The organism is Microbacterium sp. MYb62, from assembly GCF_002979475.1.
Taxonomy (GTDB): Bacteria; Actinomycetota; Actinomycetes; order Actinomycetales; family Microbacteriaceae; genus Microbacterium.
Window position 1 is genome coordinate 33,355 of sequence record NZ_PCOY01000013.1, and the last position, 22,896, is coordinate 56,250.

Genomic DNA, 22,896 nt, shown 5'->3' on the forward strand with positions numbered 1-22,896 from the left:
ATGGCATCTACCGCAGACATCAAGAACGGCGTCGTCCTCAGCATCGACGGGCAGCTCTGGAGCGTCATCGAGTTCCAGCACGTCAAGCCGGGCAAGGGTGGCGCGTTCGTGCGCACCAAGCTCAAGAACGTCGTGTCGGGCAAGACCGTCGACCGCACGTACAACGCCGGCGCGAAGATCGAGATCGAGAACGTCGACCGCCGCGACTACACGTACCTCTACACTGACGGTGACGGCTACGTCTTCATGGACCAGACCGACTTCGACCAGATCACGGTCGGCGCCGCGACGGTCGGCGATGCGAAGCACTTCCTGCTCGAGAACCAGCAGGTGACGATCGCGATGAACAACGGCAACCCGCTGTACATCGACCTCCCGGCGTCCGTGATCCTCGAGGTCACCTACACCGAGCCCGGCCTGCAGGGCGACCGTTCGTCGGCCGGCACGAAGCCCGCCACGCTCGAGACCGGCTACGAGATCCAGGTGCCGCTCTTCCTCGAGACCGGCACCAAGGTCAAGGTCGACACCCGCACGGGTGACTACCTCGGCCGCGAGAAGTAAGGCGTGAGCGCCCGGACGAAGGCGCGCAAGCGCGCTCTCGACATCCTGTTCTCCGCCGATGTGCGCGGTGACGACCTGGCGGTGACACTCGCCGCCGAGGCGAAGCGCGCTGCGAGCGAGCCCGCACGTGAGGCCTCCTGGCTCTACGCGCGCGAGATCGTCGACGGCATCATCGACTCGCGCGACGAGATCGACGAGCAGATCACGACCCACAGCAGGGACTGGAAGCTCGAGCGGATGCCCGCCGTGGACCGTGCCCTGCTCCGTATCGCCGTGTGGGAGATCCTCTGCAACGACGAGGTGCCCACCGCCGTCGCGATCGACGAGGCCGTGGAGCTCGCGAAGGAGTTCTCGACCGACGACTCCGGCGCGTTCGTGCACGGCGTCCTCGCCAGGGTCGCCCGCGCCGCCTGACCCGTCCGACACGAGGCACTGTCGGCGGCGTCGGAGAGGATGGCAGCATGGCTCTCCCGTCCGATCCGTCCCGCCCCGACGGGGCGTCGTCCGCGGATTGGCGATCGATCCTCGGCCCGGCGCGTGCCGACGCCGCGCCGACGCCGCTGGCACTCGGTGTCGAACTCCGGCTGCGCGACGGTCGAGGGGCGAATCCGTGGGCGTCACGTCCGCAGCGCACCGCCACCGCGCGCGACGTCGCGAAGCGCACCGGCGAGATCCTGCTCGGCATCCGCCCGCTCGAGAGGAGCGCGGCGACCGGCTCCTGGGTGCAGGGAGCGGCGACGTGGGATGCCGTGCGACGTTCACCCACCCAGTACGGACGCGACCGGTCACGATGGTTCGCCGACCTGCTCAGCATCGCTCGTGACACGCTGCTGTCCGGCACGGCCGGTGACTGGCTGGTCGCCGACCTGATCGAGTCCGGGCTGCTCTGGGGACACCTGCGCGCGGGCGTCGACGTCGGCATCCCCCTCGTCGCCACGCAGAAGAGCACGACGGTCCTGTTGGCGGATCGCGCCACGATCGGCGCCACCGTCGGGCGCGACGACGACGGCGGCCTCGTCGTGCACCCCGACATCACGATCGACGGACGCGAGGTGGATCCGTTCGCCGTGCGCACGATCGGGCACAGTGGCGTGTACGAAGTCGCGCAGCGGGGTACCAGGATCCGCGTGACGCTCGCCGAGGTGCCCGTCAGCGAACCCGTCCATGCTCTTCTCGGAGCCGGGGAGGGGATCGCGGTGCCGGCACGCGAGGAGTCGGCCTTCTTCCGGGATGCCTATCCGCTGCTCGCGCGACGCATCGAGGTGCGCGCCGTCGGTCGCGTCGAGCTGCCGGATCTACCGGCGCCCCGGCCGGTGCTGGATCTCTCGTTCCACCGCGGCGACACGGTCACGTACGCGTTCGAATGGGACTACCGCGGATTCGGGCGCCTGCCGTTTCCCCCCGGAGGGGATGCCGTGCGCGACACCGCAGCCGAGGATGTCCTCCGCGACGCACTCCAGGCCGTGTGGACGGAGCATCTCGGCGAGGAGCTCACCGCAACGGGCTCGTTCCACGACGTCGCCGCTGCCGAGTTCGCCACCCGCGTGGTGCCGGCGCTCGAGGCCGAAGGCGTCACGGTCACCGTCTCGGGCCGTCGAAAGAGCTATCACGAGCTCACGGGCGAGCCGGAGATCACCGTCTCCACCGTCGAGAGCAGCGACCCCGACTGGTTCGACCTCGGTGTGCTGGTCAAGATCGACGGGCGCACCATCCCGTTCGAGCCGCTGTTCACGGCGCTCAGCAAGGGCCGGAAGAAGCTCCTCCTGGTGGATGGCAACTACTTCTCGTTGAACCATCGCGCACTCGATCGCCTGCGGGAGCTGATCGACGAGTCAGGCGAGCTCGACGAGTGGGAGACCGGCCCTCGGATCAATCGCCACCAGACCGACCTCTGGGAGGAGTTCGAAGACCTCGCGGACGAGGCGGTTCCCGCCGTCGCCTGGCGCGCGACCGCCGACGGTCTCCGCACCGCCACCTCGGTGCCCGCCGTGTCGGTGCCGTCGGGGATCACCGCCGAGCTGCGGCCGTACCAGAAGGAGGGCCTCGACTGGCTCGCCTTCCTGTGGAGCCATCGCCTGGGCGGGATCCTCGCCGACGACATGGGACTCGGTAAGACGCTGCAGCTCCTCGCGCTCATCGTGCATGCACGGGCGTCGGGGGAGCGGCGTCCCTTCCTCGTGATCGTGCCGACGTCGGTGCTCACGACCTGGCGCACGGAAGCCACCCGCTTCGCACCGGCGCTGCGGGTTCTGCTCCGGGAGAGCACGCAGGGCCCGCCGCTGACCGGCCTGCTTGCCGAGATCGACCTGGTGATCACAACGTATGCGGTCGCGCGTCTCGACGAGGCCGCGTACGCCGATGTGGCATGGGCCGGTCTCATCCTCGACGAAGCCCAGTTCGTGAAGAATCCCGCGACCAAGCTGCACCGTGCCGTCGCCTCGTTCCATGCCGAGGTGACGTTCGCGGTCACAGGCACACCGATGGAGAACAGTCTCAGCGAGCTGTGGGCGCTGCTCACGCTCACCGCGCCCGGCCTCTTCGCCTCCGCGCGGAAGTTCCGCGAGCAGTACATCCAACCGATCGAGCAGGGGAAGGTGCCGGAGAACGAGGAGGGCGGCGCCTACCGTCAGCGTCGCCTCGACCAGCTGCGTCGCCGTATCCGTCCCCTGCTGCTGCGACGCACCAAGGAGCTCGTGGCACCCGACCTCCCGGCCAAGCAGGAGCAGATCCTCCAGGTCGAGCTCGGATCCTCGCATCGCGCCCTCTATGAGACGGTCCTGCAGCGAGAGCGGCAGAAGGTGCTGGGGCTGCTGGAAGACCTCGACCGCAACCGCTTCATCGTGTTCCGTTCGCTCACGCTGATGCGAATGCTCAGTCTCGCCCCGGGGCTGATCGACCCCGCGGACGCGAAGCTCGGCTCGCGCAAGCTCGATGTGCTGCTCGAGCGCGTGATCGAGTTGCAGGCCGAGGGACATCGGGCGCTCGTGTTCAGCCAGTTCACGTCGTTCCTCGATCTGGCGGCGGCGCGTCTCGATGCCGCGGGCATCCCGTACGCGCATCTCGACGGGTCGACGCGCCACCGGCAGAAGGTCGTCGAGGGGTTCACCTCGGGGGAGCAGCCGGTCTTCCTGATCAGCCTGAAGGCCGGCGGATTCGGACTCACTCTGACGGAAGCCGACTACGTGTTCCTGCTCGACCCGTGGTGGAACCCGGCAGCCGAAGCGCAGGCGGTCGACCGCACGCATCGCATCGGGCAGCGCAGTCAGGTCTTCGTCTATCGGATGATCGCCACCGGCACGATCGAGGAGAAGGTGCTCGACCTGCAGCGCCGCAAGGCGAGGCTGTTCACCGCCGTGCTCGACGACGAGGCGCTGTTCGCGCAGTCGCTCTCCGCCGACGACATCCGAGGCCTGTTCGAGAGCTGACCGGAATACTCACGGCCGGGTCGACCGGGCGCACAGGGAGCCCTCGGTACAATCGTACGGTTCACTTTCGGGAGGAATGCAATGCGGATCACGGGACTCGGCCACGCCGGGATGTTCATCGAGACGGTCGGCGGGAACATCATCTGCGACCCGGTCCTCGGACCCTCGTTCTACGGATCCTGGTTCCCGTTCCCGGACAACCGGGGCCTCGACTGGGAACGCTTCGGACGCGACGCCGACTTCCTCTGGATCTCGCACCGCCACCGCGACCACTTCGATCCGCGCCTCCTCGAGCGATACATCCGCAAGGACATCGAGGTGCTGCTCCCGGAGTATCCGACCGATGACCTCGAGAAGGACATCCGGGCCCTCGGCTACACGAACATCACCTACGCGCCGGCCGGTCAGGTGATCCAGCGCGGCGAGCTCAAGATGATGATCACGCCGCTGCGCGCTCCGAGCGACGGGCCCATCGGAGACTCCTCGCTGAGCGTCGACGACGGCACCGGATCGATGCTGAACCAGAACGACTCCCACCCGCTCGACCTCGAGAAGCTGCTCGATTTCGGAAAGCCCGACGCGTACTTCACCCAGGTGTCCGGCGCCATCTGGTGGCCCATGGTCTACGACCTGCCGCTCGACGCCAAGCAGAACTTCGCCCGCCTCAAGCGCGAGGCGCAGAACAAGCGCGCGATGTACTACATCGAGAAGGTCGACGCGCCGCACGTCTTCCCGATGGCGGGCCCGCCCATGTTCCTGCGCGACGACCTGTTCGACTTCAACGGCCTCGGCAAGAACGGCGAGTCGATCTTCACGGATCAGAAGCAGTTCCTCGCGCACATGAGGGAGCTCGCGCCGCAGTACGACGGGCAGCTCTTCATCCCCGGCACCGTGGTCACGGTCGAGGGCGGAGCCGTCACGAGCGAGCAGACGCTCTACACCGACGCCGAGATCGCGCACATCTTCGATGAGAAGTGGGACTACCTCGAGGAGCAGCGGGCGAGCCGTCAGCAGGAGATCCGCGACGAGGAGGCGTCTCGCGCCGAGATCATCCCGCCCGCCGAGATGCTCGAAGCGATCAAGAGCTGGTGGGAGCCGCTGCTGAAGAAGTCCCGCACGATCCGGCTCGGCGTCGGCGGGTGCGTGCGCTTCCGCATCGGCGACCTCGACATGGTCGTGGACTTCCCGCGTGCGAAGGTCCGCGAGTACGCGGGCGAGGAGTGCGTGTACTGGTACACGATCCCCGCCGACCTCGTCTCGACCAACATCGTCGACCACGAGATCGACTGGTCGAACTCGATCTTCCTGTCGATGCAGTTCTCGGTGGGCCGCAGCGGCAAGTTCAACGAGTTCCTCACCACGTTCCTCAAGTGCCTCTCGGTCGACCGCATCGAGTACGTCGAGAACTGGTACCAGGAGCAGACCGACCAGACCGAGGACGCCGAGATCGGCGACTGGGTCGTGCAGCGTCGCTGCCCGCACCTCCGTGCCGACCTCACTCGGACGGGCACGGTCGACGAGGACGGCATCCTCACGTGCAGCATGCATGACTGGAAGTGGGACCTGAAGACCGGTCGATGCCTGTCGACCGCCGGGCATGCGATCCGCTCCTCCAAGATCGACGACGTCACCGACCCCGTGCTCCAGGAGGCCAGCTGACCTGTACCACCTCGGCGACGCGGTGGTACTCTAACGGCATGCCCACAGCCTTGACGCGGATTCAGGTCACCCAGACCGCGCAGCTCCGCGGTGCACTCGAGCTCGCGGAGCAGGAGTGGCCCGGACTGCCGAAGTCCGAACTCGTCGCGAGGCTGGCGGCGCTGGGCGCCGAGACGCTCGCCGACAGGCGTTCGGTGAAGCGGGCGGCGCGACGAGCCGCACTGGAGGCGACCCGAGGAACGATCGCGTACCCTCCCGGCTACCTCGAAGACCTTCGGAAGGACTGGCCGGAGTGATCGTCCTGGACGCCGGTGTGCTCATCGCACATCTTTCGGTGGATGATGCCCATCAGGACGCAGCGTTCGCGATCCTCGACACCGAGGAGGAGCTCCTGATCCATCCGCTGTCACTGGCGGAAGCTCTGATTCATCCTGCTCGCATGGGCACGGAGCGGGTCGACCTCGCGAAGATCGACTCCCTCGGGTTGCAGAGGCGCGAAGAGACCGTGGACGAAGCGGTGCGCATCGCGCGCCTGCGGGCAGCATCGTCGCTCAAGCTTCCGGATTGCGCCGTCCTGGTGACGGCGGAAGCCTTCGGCGCCACACTCGCCACTTTCGATCGTCGCCTCGCCGACGTCGCCCGCGAACGCGGCGTCACTGTCGTCGGTGTCTGATCGCTCCGATAGACTGAGATGACAAGCAACCTTTAACACCGTCCTGTGAGGCGGAGAAGGGAGCGGCCGATGAGCATGCGCACCGTGCTGCACGAAGCCGACATCTCACGAGCGCTGACTCGAATCGCGCACGAGATCCTCGAATCCAATCGAGGAGCCGAGAACCTCGTCCTGCTGGGCATTCCGACCCGCGGCGTCACGCTCGCCCACCGCCTCGGCCTGCTGATCAGCGAGATCGCGCAGCAGTCCGTCCCGGTCGGCGCGCTCGATGTCACGCTGTTCCGCGACGACCTCGCCAAGCATCCGACCCGCTCACCGCAGCCCACCGAGATCCCGGTCGGCGGCATCGACGGCAAGACGGTCGTGCTCGTCGACGACGTGCTCTTCTCCGGCCGCAGCATCCGCGCCGCTCTCGACGCGATCCAGTCGATCGGCCGCCCCGCCGTGGTGCGCCTGGCGATCCTGGTCGATCGCGGGCACCGCGAGCTCCCGATCCGGCCGGACTTCATCGGCAAGAACATCCCCTCCGCCCGCACCGAGCGCGTCAACGTTCGCCTCCGCGAGAACGATGGCGCCGAGGAGGTGACGATCGGCGAATGAGACACCTCCTCGACACCCGTACGCTCGACAGGGCGACCGCCCTTCGCATCCTCGACGTCGCCGAAGACATGTCCGACACGCAATCGCGTGAGGTCAAGAAGCTCCCGACACTGCGCGGCAAGACGGTCGTGAACCTCTTCTTCGAGGACTCGACCCGCACGCGCATCTCCTTCGAGGCCGCAGCCAAGCGTCTGTCCGCCGACGTCATCAACTTCGCGGCGAAGGGCTCCAGCGTCTCGAAGGGAGAGAGCCTGAAGGACACCGCGCAGACGCTCGAGGCGATCGGCGCCGATGCTGTCGTCGTCCGCCATCCCGGCTCCGGTGCTCCGCAGACCCTCGCCACCAGCGGCTGGATCTCGGCCGGGGTGGTCAACGCCGGCGACGGCACCCACGAGCACCCGACGCAGGCCTTGCTCGATGCCTTCACCATCCGCAAGCGCCGCTTCGGCGCCGAGAGCCGCGGTCGCGACCTCAGCGGTCTGCGCGTCGTGATCGTGGGCGATGTGCTGCACTCGCGGGTCGCCCGCTCCAACGTCTGGTTGCTCACCACGCTCGGTGCCGAGGTCACTCTGGTCGCACCGCCCACCCTGGTTCCGCAGAACGTCTCGCTCTGGCCGGTGCGGGTCGTGTATGACCTCGACCAGGCGTTGGCAGAAGACCCGGACGCGGTGATGATGCTGCGCATCCAGCTGGAACGGATGAACGCCGCATATTTCCCTACTGAGCGGGAGTATTCCCGTCGCTGGGGTCTGGACGCACGGCGTGTGGCAGGTCTTCCGGCAGGTAGCATTGTGATGCACCCCGGACCCATGAACCGGGGACTGGAGATCTCCTCGGAAGCAGCCGATTCCCCCCGCTCGACGGTGCTGGAACAGGTCACGAACGGGGTATCCGTCCGCATGGCGGTGCTGTACCTGCTGCTGGCGGGAGAACGAGACGACGAACGAGGGGGAGACCTGTGAACGAGACCCTCGTCATCACCGGTGCGCAGCTTCTCGGTGCCGAGAGCGCCGACATCATCATCGAGGACGGCCGGATCGCCGAGATCGGTACCGGCCTGAGCCGCTCCGGCGCTCGCGTCGTGGACGCGGCGGGACTCGTCGCGCTACCGGGCCTGGTCGACCTGCACACGCATCTGCGGGAGCCGGGGTACGAGGCATCCGAGACGATCCTCACGGGAACGAGGGCGGCGGCCGCCGGTGGTTTCACCGCCGTCTTCGCGATGCCCAACACCTCGCCGGTCGCCGACACCGCGGGTGTCGTCGAGCAGGAGCTCGCGCTCGGAGAAGCGGCCGGCTACGCCACGGTGCAGCCCATCGGCGCCGTCACCGTCGGCCAGAAGGGCGAGCGGCTCGCTGAACTGGGCGCGATGGCAACCTCGCGCGCGCAGGTCCGCGTCTTCAGCGACGACGGCTTCTGCGTGTTCGATCCGCTCATCATGCGCCGCGCACTGGAGTACGTGAAGTCGTTCGACGGCGTCATCGCCCAGCACGCGCAGGACCCCCGCCTCACCGAGGGCGCGCAGATGAACGAGGGCATCGTGTCTGCGGAGCTGGGCCTCGCCGGCTGGCCCGCGGTCGCCGAGGAGTCGATCATCGCCCGCGACGTGTTGCTGGCCGAGCACGTCGGCTCGCGACTGCACGTCTGCCACCTCTCGACCGCCGGTTCCGTCGACATCATCCGGTGGGCGAAGAAGCGCGGCATCAATGTCACGGCCGAGGTCACCCCGCACCACCTGCTGCTGACCGATGAGCTCGTGCGCGGCTACGATGCGCGCTACAAGGTCAACCCGCCGCTGCGCCGGGAAGAGGATGTGCTCGCCGTGCGCGAGGGCCTCGCCGACGGCACGATCGACATCGTCGCCACCGACCACGCGCCGCATCCGAGTGAGCACAAGGCGTGCGAATGGCAGGCGGCGGCGAACGGCATGGTCGGGCTGGAGAGTGCGCTCCGCGTCGTGCACCAGTCGATGGTGCAGACCGGCCTGCTCGAGTGGGCGGACATCGCGCGGGTGATGAGCGCGGCCCCCGCGCAGATCGGGCGCCTCGCCGGACACGGCACGCCGCTCGAAGTCGGGCAGCCGGCCCAGATCACTCTGTACGACGCCTCGGTCGACGGTGTCTTCACGGAAGCCGATCTCCACGGTCGCAGCGTGAACTCGCCGTATCTCGGACGCGCTCTGCCCGGACGGGTGGAGTACACGATCCACGGCGGCGTCCTCACGGTCGACGGCGGCAGCGTCGTCGAGGAGCTCCGCGCATGAGCGCTCGGGACCTCGCCGTCGCGATCACGATCGCGGTCGCGCTCCTGGTGCTGCTGGTCATGCTCCTCGCCTGGCGACGACGAATCCGCCGCGATTCCGTGTTCGCCGCCCCGCTGGGTGTGCCTGAGCACGCGGAGGTCTCCCGCCGCGACGAGGTGCTGTACGTGTCGACCACACGGCACGAGCAGCCGCTCGAGCGCCTCGCGGTGTCGCCTCTCGCGTATCGGGCCCGTGGCGAGCTCGCGCTCACGGATCGCGGTATCGCCCTCTGCCTCGACGGCACGCCGACGGTCTTCCTCGCGAACGACCGGCTCGTCGCCGTCGACCGCGCGACGGTCACGATCGACCGCGTCGTGGAGCCCGGTGGCCTCGTGCGCATCGCCTGGAACATCGACGACGACACGATCGTCGACAGCTACCTGCGCCTCGCCACCGGCGACCCCCAGAACCTCATCTCCGACCTGCAGCGGCTCGTCCCCGCCGCCCCCGACACAGGAGCAACGTCATGACACTCTCGACAACCTCCGGGCAGGCCCCCGCGGCCCAGCTCCCCGACCCCGCCGTCCTCGTGCTGGAAGACGGCACCCGGCACACGGGCCGCGCCTACGGAGCCCGCGGACGCACCCTGGGCGAGGTCGTCTTCGCCACCGGCATGTCCGGCTACCAGGAGACGATCACCGATCCCTCGTATGCGGGACAGATCGTGCTGCAGACGGCGCCGCACATCGGCAACACCGGCATGAACGACGAGGACGCCGAATCGCGCCGCATCTGGGTCGCCGGCTACATCGTTCGCGACCCCTCCCGCGTCGTCTCGAACTGGCGTGCGAACGCCTCTCTCGACGATGTGCTCGTCGAGGACGGCGTCGTGGGGATCAGCGGCATCGACACCCGCTCGATCACCCGCCACATCCGCTCCGCCGGTTCGATGCGCGGCGGGATCTTCTCCGGTGCGGATGCCGCGCTCGACCCGGAGGAGCAGGTGCGCATCGTCCGCGAGGCACCCGAGATGGCAGGACGCAACCTGTCCGCCGAGGTTTCGGTCGACGTCGCGACCGTGACGACGGCGATGGGGGAGCGGATCGGCAACCTCGCCGTGCTCGACCTCGGCGTGAAGCAGGCGACGATCGACAACCTCGCCGCCCGCGGGTTCGAGGTGCACGTGCTCCCGCAGAATGTGACGATCGACGAGATCCGCGCGATCGACCCGGTCGCCGTCTTCTATTCGAACGGTCCCGGTGATCCCGCAGCCTCCGGCGACCACGTCGACCTGCTCCGCTCGGTGCTCGACGACGGGCTCCCGTTCTTCGGGATCTGCTTCGGCAACCAGCTGCTCGGTCGTGCGCTGGGCCTCGGCACCTACAAGCTGCCCTTCGGGCACCGCGGCATCAACCAGCCGGTGCTGGACAAGCAGACGGGCAAGGTGGAGATCACCGCGCACAATCACGGCTTCGCGGTGGAGGCTCCGCTCGAGGGCACCTTCGACAGCCCGAACGGCTACGGCAAGGTCGAGGTCAGCCACGTCGGCCTCAACGACAACGTCGTCGAGGGACTCCGCGCCCTCGACATCCCCGCCTTCTCGGTGCAGTACCACCCTGAGGCGGCAGCGGGCCCGCACGACGCCAACTACCTCTTCGACAGGTTCCGCGACCTGGTCATCGCAAGCCAGAAGGACTCCAAGTAATGCCCAAGCGCGACGACATCAACTCCGTCCTCGTCATCGGCTCCGGCCCGATCGTCATCGGTCAGGCCTGCGAGTTCGACTACTCCGGCACCCAGGCATGCCGCGTGCTGCGTGAGGAGGGCGTCCGGGTCATCCTGGTCAACTCCAACCCGGCCACGATCATGACCGACCCTGACTTCGCCGATGCCACGTACATCGAGCCGATCACGTGGCAGGTCATCGAGACGATCATCGCGAAGGAGCGTCCTGACGCGATCCTCCCGACGCTCGGCGGCCAGACCGCGCTGAACGCCGCGATCGAGCTGCACAACCACGGCATCCTCGAGAAGTACGACGTCGAGCTCATCGGTGCCAACTTCGAGGCGATCAACAAGGGCGAGGATCGCCAGATCTTCAAGCAGCTGGTCCTCGACGCCGGCGCCGACGTCGCGGACTCCCGCATCGCCCACACGATGGACGAGGTGCTGGCGGCCGCAGGAGAACTCGGCTACCCGCTGGTGGTCCGTCCGAGCTTCACGATGGGCGGACTGGGTTCCGGCTTCGCGTACGACGAGGCCGACCTGCGTCGCATCGCCGGCGCCGGCCTGCGTGACTCGCCCACCACCGAGGTGCTCCTGGAGGAGTCCATCCTCGGCTGGAAGGAGTACGAACTCGAGCTGATGCGCGACACGGCCGACAACACGGTCGTCGTGTGCTCGATCGAGAACGTCGACCCGGTCGGCGTGCACACGGGCGACTCGATCACGGTCGCCCCGGCGCTGACGCTCACCGACCGCGAGTACCAGAAGATGCGCGACATCGGCATCGACATCATCCGCGCCGTCGGCGTCGACACCGGCGGCTGCAACATCCAGTTCGCCGTCGACCCGTCGAACGGCCGCATCATCGTCATCGAGATGAACCCGCGCGTCTCGCGGTCCAGCGCGCTGGCATCGAAGGCCACCGGCTTCCCGATCGCGAAGCTCGCAGCCAAGCTGGCCCTGGGCTACCGTCTCGACGAGATCCCGAACGACATCACGGGCGTGACGCCGGCGAGCTTCGAGCCGACGCTCGACTACGTGGTCGTCAAGGTGCCGCGCTTCGCGTTCGAGAAGTTCCCGGCAGCCGACGCCACGCTGACCACGACCATGAAGTCCGTGGGCGAGGCCATGGCGATCGGTCGCAACTACGCGACCGCGCTGCAGAAGGCGCTCCGCTCGCTGGAGAAGCGCGGATCGAGCTTCCACTGGGGCGCCGAAGACCGCTCCGTGGAGGAGCTGCTCGAGATCTCGAAGATCCCGACCGACGGTCGCATCGTCACGCTGCAGCAGGCGCTGCGCAAGGGCGCGACCGTCGAGCAGGCCTTCGACGCGACGGCGATCGACCCGTGGTTCCTCGACCAGATGGTCCTGATCAACGAGGTCGCCGAGATCGTACGCACGGCACCGGAGCTGGATGCCGCGACGCTGCGCTACGCCAAGGAGCACGGCTTCTCGGACGCGCAGCTCGCAGAGCTCCGCGGCATCTCCGAGGCAGAGGTCCGGGGTGTGCGTCACGGCCTCGGCATCCGTCCGGTCTACAAGACGGTCGACACCTGTGCCGGGGAGTTCCCTGCTCTCACGCCCTACCACTACTCGAGCTACGACTTCGAGACCGAGGTCGCACCGTCCGACCGCACCAAGGTCGTCATCATCGGCTCCGGCCCGAACCGCATCGGGCAGGGCGTCGAGTTCGACTACTCCTGCGTGCACGCCTCGTTCGCACTGTCGGATGCCGGTTTCGAGACTGTCATGGTCAACTGCAACCCGGAGACGGTCTCGACCGACTACGACACCTCCGACCGACTGTATTTCGAGCCGCTGACCCTCGAAGACGTGCTGGAGGTGCTCGACGCGGAGGCCGCGAGCGGCACCATCCTCGGCGTCGTCTGCCAGCTGGGCGGGCAGACGCCGCTCGGGCTCGCCAAGGGCATCGAGGCCGCCGGCTACACGGTTCTCGGCACCAGTCCCGAGGCGATCGACCTGGCGGAGGAGCGCGAGCTCTTCTCCCGTCTGCTCGACGAGGCCGGCCTCGTCGCACCGCGCAACGGCACCGCGATCGACGTCGAAGGCGCCGTGCGCATCGCCGAGGAGATCGGCTACCCGGTGCTGGTGCGGCCGAGCTTCGTGCTCGGAGGACGCGGCATGGAGATCGTCTACGACACCTCATCGCTGCGCGACTACTTCGTGCGCACCGCGGGCGAAGTCATCATCGAGGAGGGCAAGCCGCTCCTCGTCGACCGTTTCCTCGACGACGCGATCGAGCTCGACGTGGACGCGCTGTACGACGGCACCGACCTGTACATCGGCGGTGTCATGGAGCACCTGGAGGAGGCCGGTATCCACTCCGGCGACTCCAGCTGCACGCTGCCGCCGGTCTCGCTCGGCCGCACCGACGTCGACCGCGTCCGCGAGGCCACGCTGGCCATTGCAAAGGGCGTCGGGGTGCGCGGACTGCTGAACGTGCAGTTCGCCATCAGCGCCGGTGTCCTCTACGTGATCGAGGCGAACCCGCGTGCCAGCCGCACGGTCCCGTTCGTGTCGAAGGCGCTCGGCATCCCGATGGCCAAGGCCGCGAGCCGCATCATGACGGGCTCGACCGTCGCCGAGCTGCGCGCCGAGGGCATGCTTCCCGAGCAGGACGGCTCCCGGGTTCCCCTCGACGCCCCGGTCTCGGTCAAGGAGGCCGTGCTCCCGTTCAAGCGCTTCCGCACCGCGGACGGCAAGACGGTCGATTCCGTGCTCGGACCGGAGATGCGCTCCACCGGCGAGGTCATGGGCATCGACCGTGACTTCCCGACGGCGTTCGCGAAGAGCCAGGCAGCGGCCTACGGCGGCATGCCCACCTCGGGGACCGTGTTCATCTCGGTCGCCGACTCGGACAAGCGCGCCGTCATCCTTCCCGCGCACCGGCTGCAGCAGCTCGGCTTCACGATCGTCGCGACCGAGGGCACGGCCGAGATCCTCTCCCGCAACGGCATCGCCGTCACCGTCGTGGAGAAGTACAGCGAGACGCAGGAATCCGGCGCGAAGAACATCGTCGACCTCATCAACGAGGGCGCGATCGACATCGTCGTCAACACCCCGTCCGGTGGCGCCGCCCGCGCCGACGGCTACGAGATCCGCGCCGCGGCGGTGGCCGCCGACAAGGCGCTGTTCACCACCATGGCCGTGCTCGGTGCGGCCGTGAGCGGAATGGATGCCGCCCACGAGGGCTTCCAGGTGAAGAGCCTCCAGGAATACGCGCTGGACCGGAAGGCGGCACTGTGAGCCAACGGTTCGGCGAGCGGGTCCGAACCGCGCTCCGCACGCGGGGCCCGCTCTGCGTCGGCATCGACCCCCACGCCGCGCTGCTCGCGGCGTGGGGGCTGACCGACGACGCACAGGGCGTCCGCGAGTTCGGCCTGCGCACCGTCGAGGCGGCGTCCGGCGCAGTCGGTGTCGTCAAGCCCCAGGTCTCGTTCTTCGAGCGCTTCGGATCGCAGGGCATCGCGGCACTCGAAGACGTGCTCGCCGCCGCCCGCGCGGCCGGGCTGATCGTCATCGCCGATGCCAAGCGCGGTGACATCGGCTCGACGATGGATGACTACGCCCGCGCCTGGCTCACCCCCGGAACCCCGCTGGAAGCCGATGCGCTCACCGTGAATCCGTTTCTCGGCGTCGGCGCGCTCGACGGGGCATTCGCCCTCGCGGAGCAGCACGGCAAGGGACTGTTCGTGCTCGCCGCGACCAGCAACCCCGAGGCCGAGGGCCTGCAGCGCTCCACCGGCGCGACCGGATCGACGGTGTCGGCGTCGATCATCTCCGAAGTCTCTGCGCGCAATGAGGCCTCTGCGCGAAATGCCGCGTCGTCCACGGCGGGGGAGTGGGGGAGCTTCGGCTTCGTCATCGGCGCGACCGTCGACTGGGCCGCGGCGGGTATCGCACCCTTCGCGCCCGCAGCCCCCATCCTCGCTCCCGGCTTCGGCGCCCAGGGCGCGGAACCGGCCGACCTTCGGCCGCGCTTCGGCGAGATGGCCGACGCGGTGATCGCGAGCGAGAGCCGCAGCATCCTCTCCGCCGGTCCCGCCGACCTGGCGGAGGCCATCTCGACCCGCTCCGCCGAGTACCTCGAGGTGGCCGGTGTCTAAGACGCAGCGAACGGTTCCCGATGTCGACAGGGCCGCTGCCGCGCGCCGCGCCGTGGAGCGCCGCCGGGCCAGAGCCTCGGTCAAGCGCGACCTCGCGATGCGGGTGGTGACGCCGCAGGCCGTCCTGCACCGCGCCACGGAGGATGCCGATTCCGTCGAGGGGTCGATGCGGATCACCGATTTCCTGGTCGCTCTCCCGGCGATCGGCGCCGGTAAGCGCGACCGCGTCCTGGAGGAACTCCAGATCTCCCCGGTCAAGCGGCTCGGCGGGCTCGGCGCCCGACAGCGCCGGGTCTTGGAGGCCTGGCTCGACTCGCGCTTCCCGGTACCCGCTCCTCGAGGGGCACGGAGTCGTCTGCTCGTGCTCGCCGGTCCCACGGCCGTGGGCAAGGGCACGGTCGCCGCGCACATCCGCGAGAACAACCCGGAGATCCACCTGTCGGTGTCGGCGACCACACGTCCGCCGCGTCCCGGAGAGATCGACGGCGTGCACTACTACTTCGTCGACGACGCCGAGTTCGACCGGCTGATCGCCGACGACGAGCTTCTCGAGTACGCGGTGGTGCACAACCGCTCGCGCTACGGGACGCCCCGCGCCCCGATCGACGCTGCATTGGCCGAAGGCAAGACCGTCCTTCTGGAGATCGACCTGCAGGGCGCACGCCAGGTGCGCCGGGCCGAACCCGCCGCGACGCTCATCTTCCTGCTGCCGCCGAGCTGGGACGAACTCGTGCATCGACTGGTCGGTCGCGGCACGGAAGAGGCAGAGGAACGGGCAAGGCGACTGCGCACCGCGAAGGTGGAACTCGCCGCCCAGAACGAGTTCGATCACCTCATCGTGAACGAGGACGTCGCCACTGCGGCCCGCGAGGTCGTAGAATTGTCTTCAAGCTCTGCGCGCTGAGCGTCTTCGCGCGCCTTTCGCACCGTCTTCGCGACGATCCCGTCGCCTGATCAGGAGGTCTCACCATGGCCGGACACAACAACGGCATCATCGATCCCCCCATCGACAACCTGCTCGACCGCGTCGACTCGAAGTACGAGCTCGTCATCTACGCCGCCAAGCGTGCGCGTCAGATCAACGACTACTACTCCGACCTGCACGAGGGAAACCTCTTCGACAACGTCGGCCCGCTCGTTGACTCCTCCGTCGAGGACAAGCCGCTGACCATCGCGCTGCACGAGATCAACGAGGACAAGCTCCGCCTGCGTCACGCAGAGTGATATTCGAGACCGCGCCTCCCACCTTGTCGGAGGCGCGGTCCAGAATGGGTGCAATGCCCCTCCTTCCGCCCGTCCCCGTTCTGGAGAATCGATGAGCGCCCTCCGGCTGTTCACGTCCGAGTCCGTCACCGAAGGGCACCCGGACAAGATCTGCGACCAGATCTCGGACAGCATCCTCGACGGACTCATCGCCAAGGACACCGGCTCTCGCGTCGCGGTCGAGACGCTCGTCACGACAGGTCTCGTGCACGTGGCCGGTGAGATCCGCACCGATGCCTACGTCGACATCCCCACGATCGTGCGACAGGTCGTGAACGGCATCGGCTACACCTCGAGTGACACCGGCTTCGACGGTTCCTCCTGCGGCGTCAGCGTCTCGGTGGGGGAGCAGTCGACCGACATCGCTCACGGCGTCGACAGTGCCCAGGAGCATCGCGACGGCTCGTCGGTCGACCCGCTCGATGCCCTCGGCGCCGGTGACCAGGGCATCATGTTCGGCTTCGCGACCAACGAGACCCCGCAGCTCATGCCGATGGCCGCATGGACCGCCCACCGCCTCGCGGAGCGTCTCACCGAGGTGCGCCGCACCGGCGAGCTGCCGTTCCTGCGCCCCGACGGCAAGACCCAGGTGACGCTCGGCTACGACGGATTCACGCCGAAGACCGTCGACGCGGTCGTGGTCTCCACCCAGCACCACCCCGACATCTCGCAGGATGAACTCCAGGCCCAGGTCCGCGCGCACGTGATCGACCCGGTGCTCGAGACGACCGGCCTCGACCTCGACGACGTCACCTTCTACATCAACCCCGCGGGGCCCTTCGTCACGGGCGGGCCCAAGGGCGACGCCGGTCTCACCGGGCGCAAGATCATCATCGACACGTACGGGGGAGCGGCACGACACGGTGGCGGCGCGTTCAGCGGCAAGGATCCGTCCAAAGTCGACCGCTCGGGCGCCTACGCGACGCGCTGGGTGGCGAAGAATGCGGTCGCCGCCGGCCTCGCGGACCGGCTCGAGGTGCAGGTCGCCTACGCGATCGGCGTCGCCCGTCCGGTCGGTCTGTATGTCGAGTCGTTCGGCACGGGCAAGGTCTCGGACGAGGTCATCACGCGGGCCATCACCGAGGTGTTCGACCTGCGCCCCCAGGCGATCATCGAGCACCTCGACCTGCTGCGCCCGATCTACGCCCAGACGGCCGCGTACGGGCACTTCGGCCGCGAGCTCCCCGATTTCACCTGGGAGCGCACCGACCGCGCCGAAGAGCTGCGCCGCGCCGCCGGGCTCTGATGGGACCGCGGTCCTGATGCCCCCGGAGAGCCGGCGCATCGCCCGCGTGCTCCTCGACTCGCCCCTGCCACAGCTCGACCGGCTCTTCGACTACGCCCTCCCGGCAGAACTGGGGGAGGTCCCGCTCGGGGTCCGCGTCCGCGTCCCACTGCGCACAGCAGGGCGCGTGATCGACGGCTACATCGTCGAGATCGACACGGAGGACGATGCCGACCGACCGCTCTCCGAGGTCGAGAGCGTCGTCTCCGCGGCCGCGGTGCTGCCGGAACGTCTGCACACCCTCGCCCGGCGCGTCGCCGATCGGGCCGCGGGGTCGGCATCCGACGTGCTGCGTCTCGTGATCCCCAAGCGACAGGTCCGCGTCGAGAAGGCCTGGACCGCCGACACGCCGGCCGCGACGCCGGATGCGGACGCGCTGGCCGTGGCGGACGAGACCATCGCTCGGTATGACGGACTCGGCACCGTGCTCGACGAAGGGGGACGGGCGGCGGTGGAGGCGATACCGCAGCTCGTCGACGGCGTCCAGGGCTGGGCGCGACTGCTGGCGGCCTCCGCCGCGCGGATGCTCGCCGCGGGGAGGTCATCGATCATCGTCGTCCCCGACAGCCGAGACCTCGATCGACTCCTCGTGGCGCTCGAGGCCCTCGTGCCGGCGGAAGCCGTCGTGCGTCACGACTCCCGACAGTCGAACCCCGATCGCTACCGCGGCTTCCTCCGTACGCTCGAGGACGCCCCCTGCATCGTGGTCGGAAACCGGTCCGCGGTGTACGCGCCGGTCGTCGCAGGACTCGTCGCGATCTGGGACGACGGGGACCCGCTGCTGGGTGAGCCGCTGGCTCCCTACGTCAACGCCCGTGATGCGGCGCTCCTGCGCCAGGAGCTCGAAGGCTCAGCCCTCGTCTTCGCCGGCCACACCCGCACCACCGACGTGGAGCGACTCGTCGTTCTGGGCTGGCTGCAGGACGTCACGGCCGTACGCCGTGTGCTGCCGCGTGTGGTCCTCAGCACACCGCAGGAGATGGAGCAGCCCGCAGCGCAGCGGATGCCGTCGTCGGCGTTCCTCGCCGCGCGCACGGCCGCGGCGGAGGGACCGGTGCTGATCCAGGTCTCGCGCCCTGGCTTCTCCCCGTCCCTCGTGTGCGCGGAGTGCCGAGCGCCGGCGCGATGTCCGCACTGCGGCGGTCCGCTCGGCGCTCGGCATCGAGGAGCGGTGCCGGTGTGCGGCTGGTGCGGACGAGGAGCGAGCGCGTGGACCTGCCCCGCCTGCTCCTCCACCAAGCTCCGACTCGCCTCCTCCGGGAGCGAACGTACGGCTGAGGAACTCGGCCGCGCGTTCCCCGGCGTCCGCGTGATCGTGGCGGACAGCGCCCATCCGGTCGAACGCGTCACCGACAGGCCTGCGCTGGTGGTCGCGACACGCGGCGCGGAGCCGATCGCGGACGGGGGCTATCGTGCCGTGGTGCTGCTGGACGGCCCGCGGATGCTCCAGGCACCCGATCTGCGCATCGCCGAGTCGTGTCTGCGCTGGTGGTCGAACGCGACGGCGCTGGCGGCCCCCGGCGCGCCCATCCACCTCGTCGGCGTGAACGGTGCCGCGGCGAAAGCGCTGGCGACCTGGAGCCAGGCCGGTCACGCGCGGTACGAACTCGAGAGCAGGGCGCCGCTGCACATGCCCCCGACCACGCGCGTCGCCCTGGTGCAGGGTTCGGTGCCCGCCGTCGGTCGCGCCCTTGCCGCCCTCACTGAACTCGCGCTGCCCGCGGACGCGGTGCTCGGTCCCGTTCCCGTCGAATCCGACGATGTCCCGCCGCGCGTGCGGGCCCTCGTCCGGTTCGACTACGGTGCGGGCGCCCGTGTGGCGACGGCGTTGCGCGCCGCGGTGGTCGCCGAGGCCGTGAGCGGCCGCGGCAGAAAGGGGCGTGCCACCAAGAGCACGCTCTCCGTTCGTCTCGATATCCTCGAACCAGAGCTCTGACCCTTCCGGAGAACCTTCATGCGCCTCGTCTTCGCCGGCACACCCGCTGCTGCCGTGCCCACCCTTCGTCGTCTCGCGGCCTCGCACGACATCGCCGCGGTCGTCACGCGACCAGATGCTCCGCTCGGGCGCCGTCGTGTCCTGACTCCTTCTCCCGTTGCGCAGGCAGCCGCGGAGCTCGGCCTCCCCGTGATCAGGGCCGCTCGCCTCGACGAGACGGCGACCGCGGAGATCTCCGCCCTTCAGGTCGACCTCGGCGTGATCGTGGCTTACGGGGGACTGGTGCGCGAGCCGCTGCTCTCCACACCGACGGCAGGCTGGATCAACCTGCACTTCTCGCTGCTCCCTGCCTGGCGCGGAGCAGCGCCCGTGCAGCGCGCCCTGATCGAGGGAGACCGTGTGCTCGGGGCGAGCGTGTTCCAGCTGGTTCCGGAGCTCGATGCGGGCGATGTCTTCGCGATGCGCGAGATCGACGTCCCCGCGACCGCGACGGCCGGTGAGGCGCTCGCGACACTCGCTTCCGAAGGAGCTGATCTCGCGGCCGATGTGGTCACCGCGATCGCGGACGGATCGGCGCGCGCGGTCCCACAGCAGGGCGATCCGACCTTCGCCGCCAAGCTCACGCTCGCGGACGGCCTGATCGACTGGGACCAGCCGCTCGAGGTCGTGTTCGCGCGCTTCCGTGGCGTGACTCCGGAGCCCGGAGCCCACACGAGCGTGGGCGGGCAGCCCCTGAAGATCCTCGAGGCGGCTCCCGCGCCGGATGCCGAATCGCTGGCGCCAGGGCGTCTGCGCGGCACGAAGAGCGCACTCCACGTCGGCACAGCGACCGGACCGCTGGCGGTCACCAGGGTGCAGCCTGCCGGCAAAGGCGCGATGAACGCGGTCGACTGGTGGCGTGGACTGCGCGGGGGCGACGATCTGGTGGCCGGATCATGAGCGACGAAGGGCGGAACCGTCGATCCGCGCAGCCGCACGGACGACAGCGTGGCGCGCAGCGTCCCGCCGACGAGCGCCACGGCGGACAGCGCGGCCCCTCTCGCACCGTGCAGCCTGCGAGGCGCGTGGCCTACGACGTGCTGCGTGCGGTGTCGGAGACCGACGCCTACGCGAACCTCGTGCTCCCGTCGACGATCGCCGAGGCACGACTCTCTCCGCAGGATGCGGCTCTCGCGACAGAGCTGACGTACGGCACGCTGCGACGACTCGGCACGTATGACGCGATCATCGCGTCCGCCGCCGATCGTGCGGCCGACAGCATCGACCCAGCCGTCCTCGACGCGCTGCGCCTCGCCGTCCACCAGCTGCTCGCCACCCGGGTCGCATCGCACGCAGCGGTGAACGAGGCGGTGAACCTCGTGGCCACGACGTCGGGCCGCGGGGCCTCGAGCTTCGCGAACGCGGTCCTCCGTCGCATCACCCGCAACACGGAGGAGGAGTGGCAGGAGCGCATCGAGGACCAGGCACGTTCCGACGACGAGCGCCTGGCCCTGCGTTCCGCGCACCCGGTCTGGGTGATTCGCGCCCTGCGCCGTGCTCTGGCCGCTGAGGGGCGCGGTGACGAGCTGGAGGCCCTTCTCGAAGCCGACAACGCCTCGCCCGAGGTCACGCTCGTCGCCCTTCCGGGCCTGGCAGAGCCGGGGGAGCCCCGCCTTCCCTATGCCCCGACCGCATTCGCTTCCCCCGGCGGCGACCCGCGTCGCCCGGTCGAGGCGTCGGGTGGGACCGTCCGCGTGCAGGACGAAGGCTCGCAGCTCGTGGCGCTCGCGCTGGCCGGCGCCGTCCCCATCACCGCGGGGGAGCGCTGGCTCGACCTGTGTGCCGGCCCGGGCGGGAAGACCGCTCTCCTGGCCGCGATCGCACGTCAGCACGACGTCACCGTGGAGGCGAACGAGGTCGTCCCGGTCCGCGCTCGTCTGGTGCGCAAGGCACTGCGTGCGGTTCCCGGCGAGATCGTCGTGCACGAACAGGATGGACGCGATCTCGCGGCAGCGCATCCCGGGGAGTTCGATCGCATCCTCGTCGACGCCCCCTGCACGGGCCTCGGTGCGCTGCGCCGTCGCCCGGAAGCGCGGTGGCGGAAGACGCCCGCCGATGTCGCAGGACTCGTCCCGCTGCAGGTCGAGCTGCTGTCGGCGGCGATCGACGCACTCGCCCCCGGCGGCATCGTCGCCTACGTCACCTGCTCCCCGCATCTCGCCGAGACCACGGGAGTGGTGAAGGAGGTGCTGCGCGACCGCACCGACCTCGTCGAGCTCGACGCGCGCGCGGTGATCGCCGATGTCGCGCTGTCGCCGATCGACCTCGCAGAAGAGGGCAGGGCGGGTTCTGGCAGCGCACAGCTGTGGCCGCACCGTCACGGCACCGACGCCATGTTCCTCGCGCTCCTGCAGCGCTCCGGATCCGTGAACAGCCCAGAGAAGGAAGACTAGGACCGTGGAACTGCCTCGCGCCCCGCGCATCAACCCCAGCATCCTCGCCGCCGACTTCGTCAACATGCAGGCGGATCTCGCCCGCATCGCCTCCGCGGATTTCGCGCACGTCGACGTCATGGACAACCACTTCGTGCCGAACCTGACCTTCGGCCCGCAGATGGTCGAACGGATCCAGGCGACCAGCCCGATCCCGCTCGACGTGCACCTGATGATCACCGACCCGGAGCGCTGGGCTCCCGAGTATGCGGAGATCGGCGCCGCCAGCGTCACGTTCCACCTGGAGGCGTCCGCCGATCCCATCGCTCTCGCACGTCGACTGCGTGACATCGGGACCCGCGCGGGCGTCGCGGTCAAGCCGGCCACCCCGGTGGACTCGCTGTACGACGTGCTCGACGAGTTCGATCAGATCCTCGTGATGACGGTCGAGCCCGGTTTCGGCGGCCAGAGCTTCATGCCCGAGACGATGCCGAAGCTCCGGGCGCTCGCGGATGAGGCGCGTCGGCGCGGCTCTCAGATCTGGCTCCAGGTCGACGGCGGCATCTCCGACCGCACGATCGAGATCGCAGCCGCGGCCGGGGCAGACACATTCGTCGCCGGGTCGGCCGTCTACGGGGCCGACGACGTCGAGGCCGCCGTCACCCGGCTCAGAGACCTCGCCCGAGCCGCTAGCCTGGAACCGTGAAGACTTTCGACGAGCTGTTCGCCGAGCTCAGCGTCAAGGCCGAGACCCGTCCTGAGGGATCCGGCACCGTCGCGGAGCTCGACGGCGGTGTGCACACGATCGGCAAGAAGATCGTCGAAGAGGCCGCCGAGGTGTGGATGGCGTCGGAGTACGAGTCCGACGAAGCCGCCGCCGAGGAGATCTCGCAGCTGCTGTACCACGTGCAGGTGATGATGCTTGCGAAGGGTCTGAGCCTGCAGGACGTCTACCGACATCTGTGATGCGCCCCGTTCCGATCTCCTCG

General features: G+C 69.1%; 21 protein-coding genes. All 21 read left to right on the plus strand.

The genetic code is table 11. From position 1 onward, the window contains the following. The 21 genes from efp to CQ042_RS13470 all read left to right on the plus strand — a co-directional run bounded on the left by efp (nucleotide 1) and on the right by CQ042_RS13470 (nucleotide 22,873). A complete protein-coding gene (efp, locus tag CQ042_RS13375; RefSeq protein WP_017830556.1) occupies nucleotides 1–561 on the plus strand; it encodes an elongation factor P in 561 nt (186 codons plus the stop codon). A gap of 3 nt (nucleotides 562–564) precedes the next feature. Then, the gene (nusB, locus tag CQ042_RS13380) at nucleotides 565–975 is read left to right on the plus strand and encodes a transcription antitermination factor NusB (protein ID WP_105670952.1); all 411 of its coding nucleotides are present in this window, start codon (nucleotides 565–567) and stop codon (nucleotides 973–975) included. A gap of 47 nt (nucleotides 976–1,022) precedes the next feature. Continuing rightward, nucleotides 1,023–3,986, plus strand: coding sequence for a DEAD/DEAH box helicase (locus CQ042_RS13385; protein WP_105670953.1), 2,964 nt, complete (start codon nucleotides 1,023–1,025; stop codon nucleotides 3,984–3,986). Nucleotides 3,987–4,067: 81 nt separating this feature from the next. Continuing rightward, the gene (locus CQ042_RS13390) at nucleotides 4,068–5,645 is read left to right on the plus strand and encodes a Rieske 2Fe-2S domain-containing protein (protein ID WP_105670954.1); all 1,578 of its coding nucleotides are present in this window, start codon (nucleotides 4,068–4,070) and stop codon (nucleotides 5,643–5,645) included. A gap of 38 nt (nucleotides 5,646–5,683) precedes the next feature. Beyond that, complete coding sequence (locus CQ042_RS20495; protein WP_181157566.1) at nucleotides 5,684–5,941, plus strand: hypothetical protein; 258 nt, start codon at nucleotides 5,684–5,686, stop codon at nucleotides 5,939–5,941. Further along, complete coding sequence (locus CQ042_RS13395) at nucleotides 5,938–6,318, plus strand: PIN domain-containing protein (RefSeq protein WP_181157567.1); 381 nt, start codon at nucleotides 5,938–5,940, stop codon at nucleotides 6,316–6,318. The genes CQ042_RS20495 and CQ042_RS13395 overlap by 4 nt, the downstream gene beginning before the upstream one ends. Nucleotides 6,319–6,387: 69 nt before the next feature. Further along, nucleotides 6,388–6,918: a bifunctional pyr operon transcriptional regulator/uracil phosphoribosyltransferase PyrR gene (gene pyrR, locus CQ042_RS13400; protein ID WP_105670956.1), complete on the plus strand. Its 531-nt coding sequence runs from the start codon at nucleotides 6,388–6,390 to the stop codon at nucleotides 6,916–6,918. Further along, a complete protein-coding gene (locus CQ042_RS13405; RefSeq protein ID WP_028501831.1) occupies nucleotides 6,915–7,880 on the plus strand; it encodes an aspartate carbamoyltransferase catalytic subunit in 966 nt (321 codons plus the stop codon). The genes pyrR and CQ042_RS13405 overlap by 4 nt, the downstream gene beginning before the upstream one ends. Beyond that, on the plus strand, nucleotides 7,877–9,181 hold the full coding sequence (locus CQ042_RS13410; RefSeq protein WP_105670957.1) for a dihydroorotase: 1,305 nt from the start codon (nucleotides 7,877–7,879) through the stop codon (nucleotides 9,179–9,181). Before CQ042_RS13405 ends, CQ042_RS13410 begins: the two co-directional genes overlap by 4 nt. Beyond that, nucleotides 9,178–9,690: a hypothetical protein gene (locus CQ042_RS13415; protein WP_105670958.1), complete on the plus strand. Its 513-nt coding sequence runs from the start codon at nucleotides 9,178–9,180 to the stop codon at nucleotides 9,688–9,690. The genes CQ042_RS13410 and CQ042_RS13415 overlap by 4 nt, the downstream gene beginning before the upstream one ends. Further along, the gene (gene carA / locus CQ042_RS13420; RefSeq protein ID WP_105670959.1) at nucleotides 9,687–10,865 is read left to right on the plus strand and encodes a glutamine-hydrolyzing carbamoyl-phosphate synthase small subunit; all 1,179 of its coding nucleotides are present in this window, start codon (nucleotides 9,687–9,689) and stop codon (nucleotides 10,863–10,865) included. Before CQ042_RS13415 ends, carA begins: the two co-directional genes overlap by 4 nt. Further along, complete coding sequence (carB, locus tag CQ042_RS13425; RefSeq protein ID WP_105670960.1) at nucleotides 10,865–14,152, plus strand: carbamoyl-phosphate synthase large subunit; 3,288 nt, start codon at nucleotides 10,865–10,867, stop codon at nucleotides 14,150–14,152. Before carA ends, carB begins: the two co-directional genes overlap by 1 nt. After that, complete coding sequence (pyrF, locus tag CQ042_RS13430; RefSeq protein WP_105670961.1) at nucleotides 14,149–15,012, plus strand: orotidine-5'-phosphate decarboxylase; 864 nt, start codon at nucleotides 14,149–14,151, stop codon at nucleotides 15,010–15,012. The genes carB and pyrF overlap by 4 nt, the downstream gene beginning before the upstream one ends. After that, a complete protein-coding gene (gene gmk, locus CQ042_RS13435) occupies nucleotides 15,005–15,916 on the plus strand; it encodes a guanylate kinase (protein WP_105670962.1) in 912 nt (303 codons plus the stop codon). Before pyrF ends, gmk begins: the two co-directional genes overlap by 8 nt. A gap of 65 nt (nucleotides 15,917–15,981) precedes the next feature. Continuing rightward, nucleotides 15,982–16,236: a DNA-directed RNA polymerase subunit omega gene (gene rpoZ / locus CQ042_RS13440; RefSeq protein WP_017204385.1), complete on the plus strand. Its 255-nt coding sequence runs from the start codon at nucleotides 15,982–15,984 to the stop codon at nucleotides 16,234–16,236. Between the two features lie 91 nt (nucleotides 16,237–16,327). Beyond that, nucleotides 16,328–17,521, plus strand: coding sequence for a methionine adenosyltransferase (gene metK, locus CQ042_RS13445; RefSeq protein WP_105670963.1), 1,194 nt, complete (start codon nucleotides 16,328–16,330; stop codon nucleotides 17,519–17,521). A 16-nt stretch (nucleotides 17,522–17,537) separates the two neighbouring features. Beyond that, nucleotides 17,538–19,496 (plus strand): hypothetical protein, encoded by a 1,959-nt coding sequence (locus CQ042_RS13450; RefSeq protein ID WP_105670964.1) that lies wholly within the window; start codon nucleotides 17,538–17,540, stop codon nucleotides 19,494–19,496. 18 nt (nucleotides 19,497–19,514) lie between these two features. After that, nucleotides 19,515–20,435: a methionyl-tRNA formyltransferase gene (gene fmt / locus CQ042_RS13455; protein WP_105670965.1), complete on the plus strand. Its 921-nt coding sequence runs from the start codon at nucleotides 19,515–19,517 to the stop codon at nucleotides 20,433–20,435. Beyond that, nucleotides 20,432–21,928 carry an RsmB/NOP family class I SAM-dependent RNA methyltransferase gene (locus tag CQ042_RS13460; protein ID WP_258132249.1) on the plus strand — a complete coding sequence of 499 codons (1,497 nt, stop codon included), beginning with the start codon at nucleotides 20,432–20,434 and terminating at the stop codon, nucleotides 21,926–21,928. Before fmt ends, CQ042_RS13460 begins: the two co-directional genes overlap by 4 nt. A 4-nt stretch (nucleotides 21,929–21,932) precedes the next feature. Beyond that, nucleotides 21,933–22,613 carry a ribulose-phosphate 3-epimerase gene (gene rpe, locus CQ042_RS13465; RefSeq protein ID WP_105670966.1) on the plus strand — a complete coding sequence of 227 codons (681 nt, stop codon included), beginning with the start codon at nucleotides 21,933–21,935 and terminating at the stop codon, nucleotides 22,611–22,613. Continuing rightward, complete coding sequence (locus CQ042_RS13470; protein ID WP_017202142.1) at nucleotides 22,610–22,873, plus strand: phosphoribosyl-ATP diphosphatase; 264 nt, start codon at nucleotides 22,610–22,612, stop codon at nucleotides 22,871–22,873. Before rpe ends, CQ042_RS13470 begins: the two co-directional genes overlap by 4 nt. The last annotated feature ends 23 nt before the right edge of the window (nucleotides 22,874–22,896 follow it).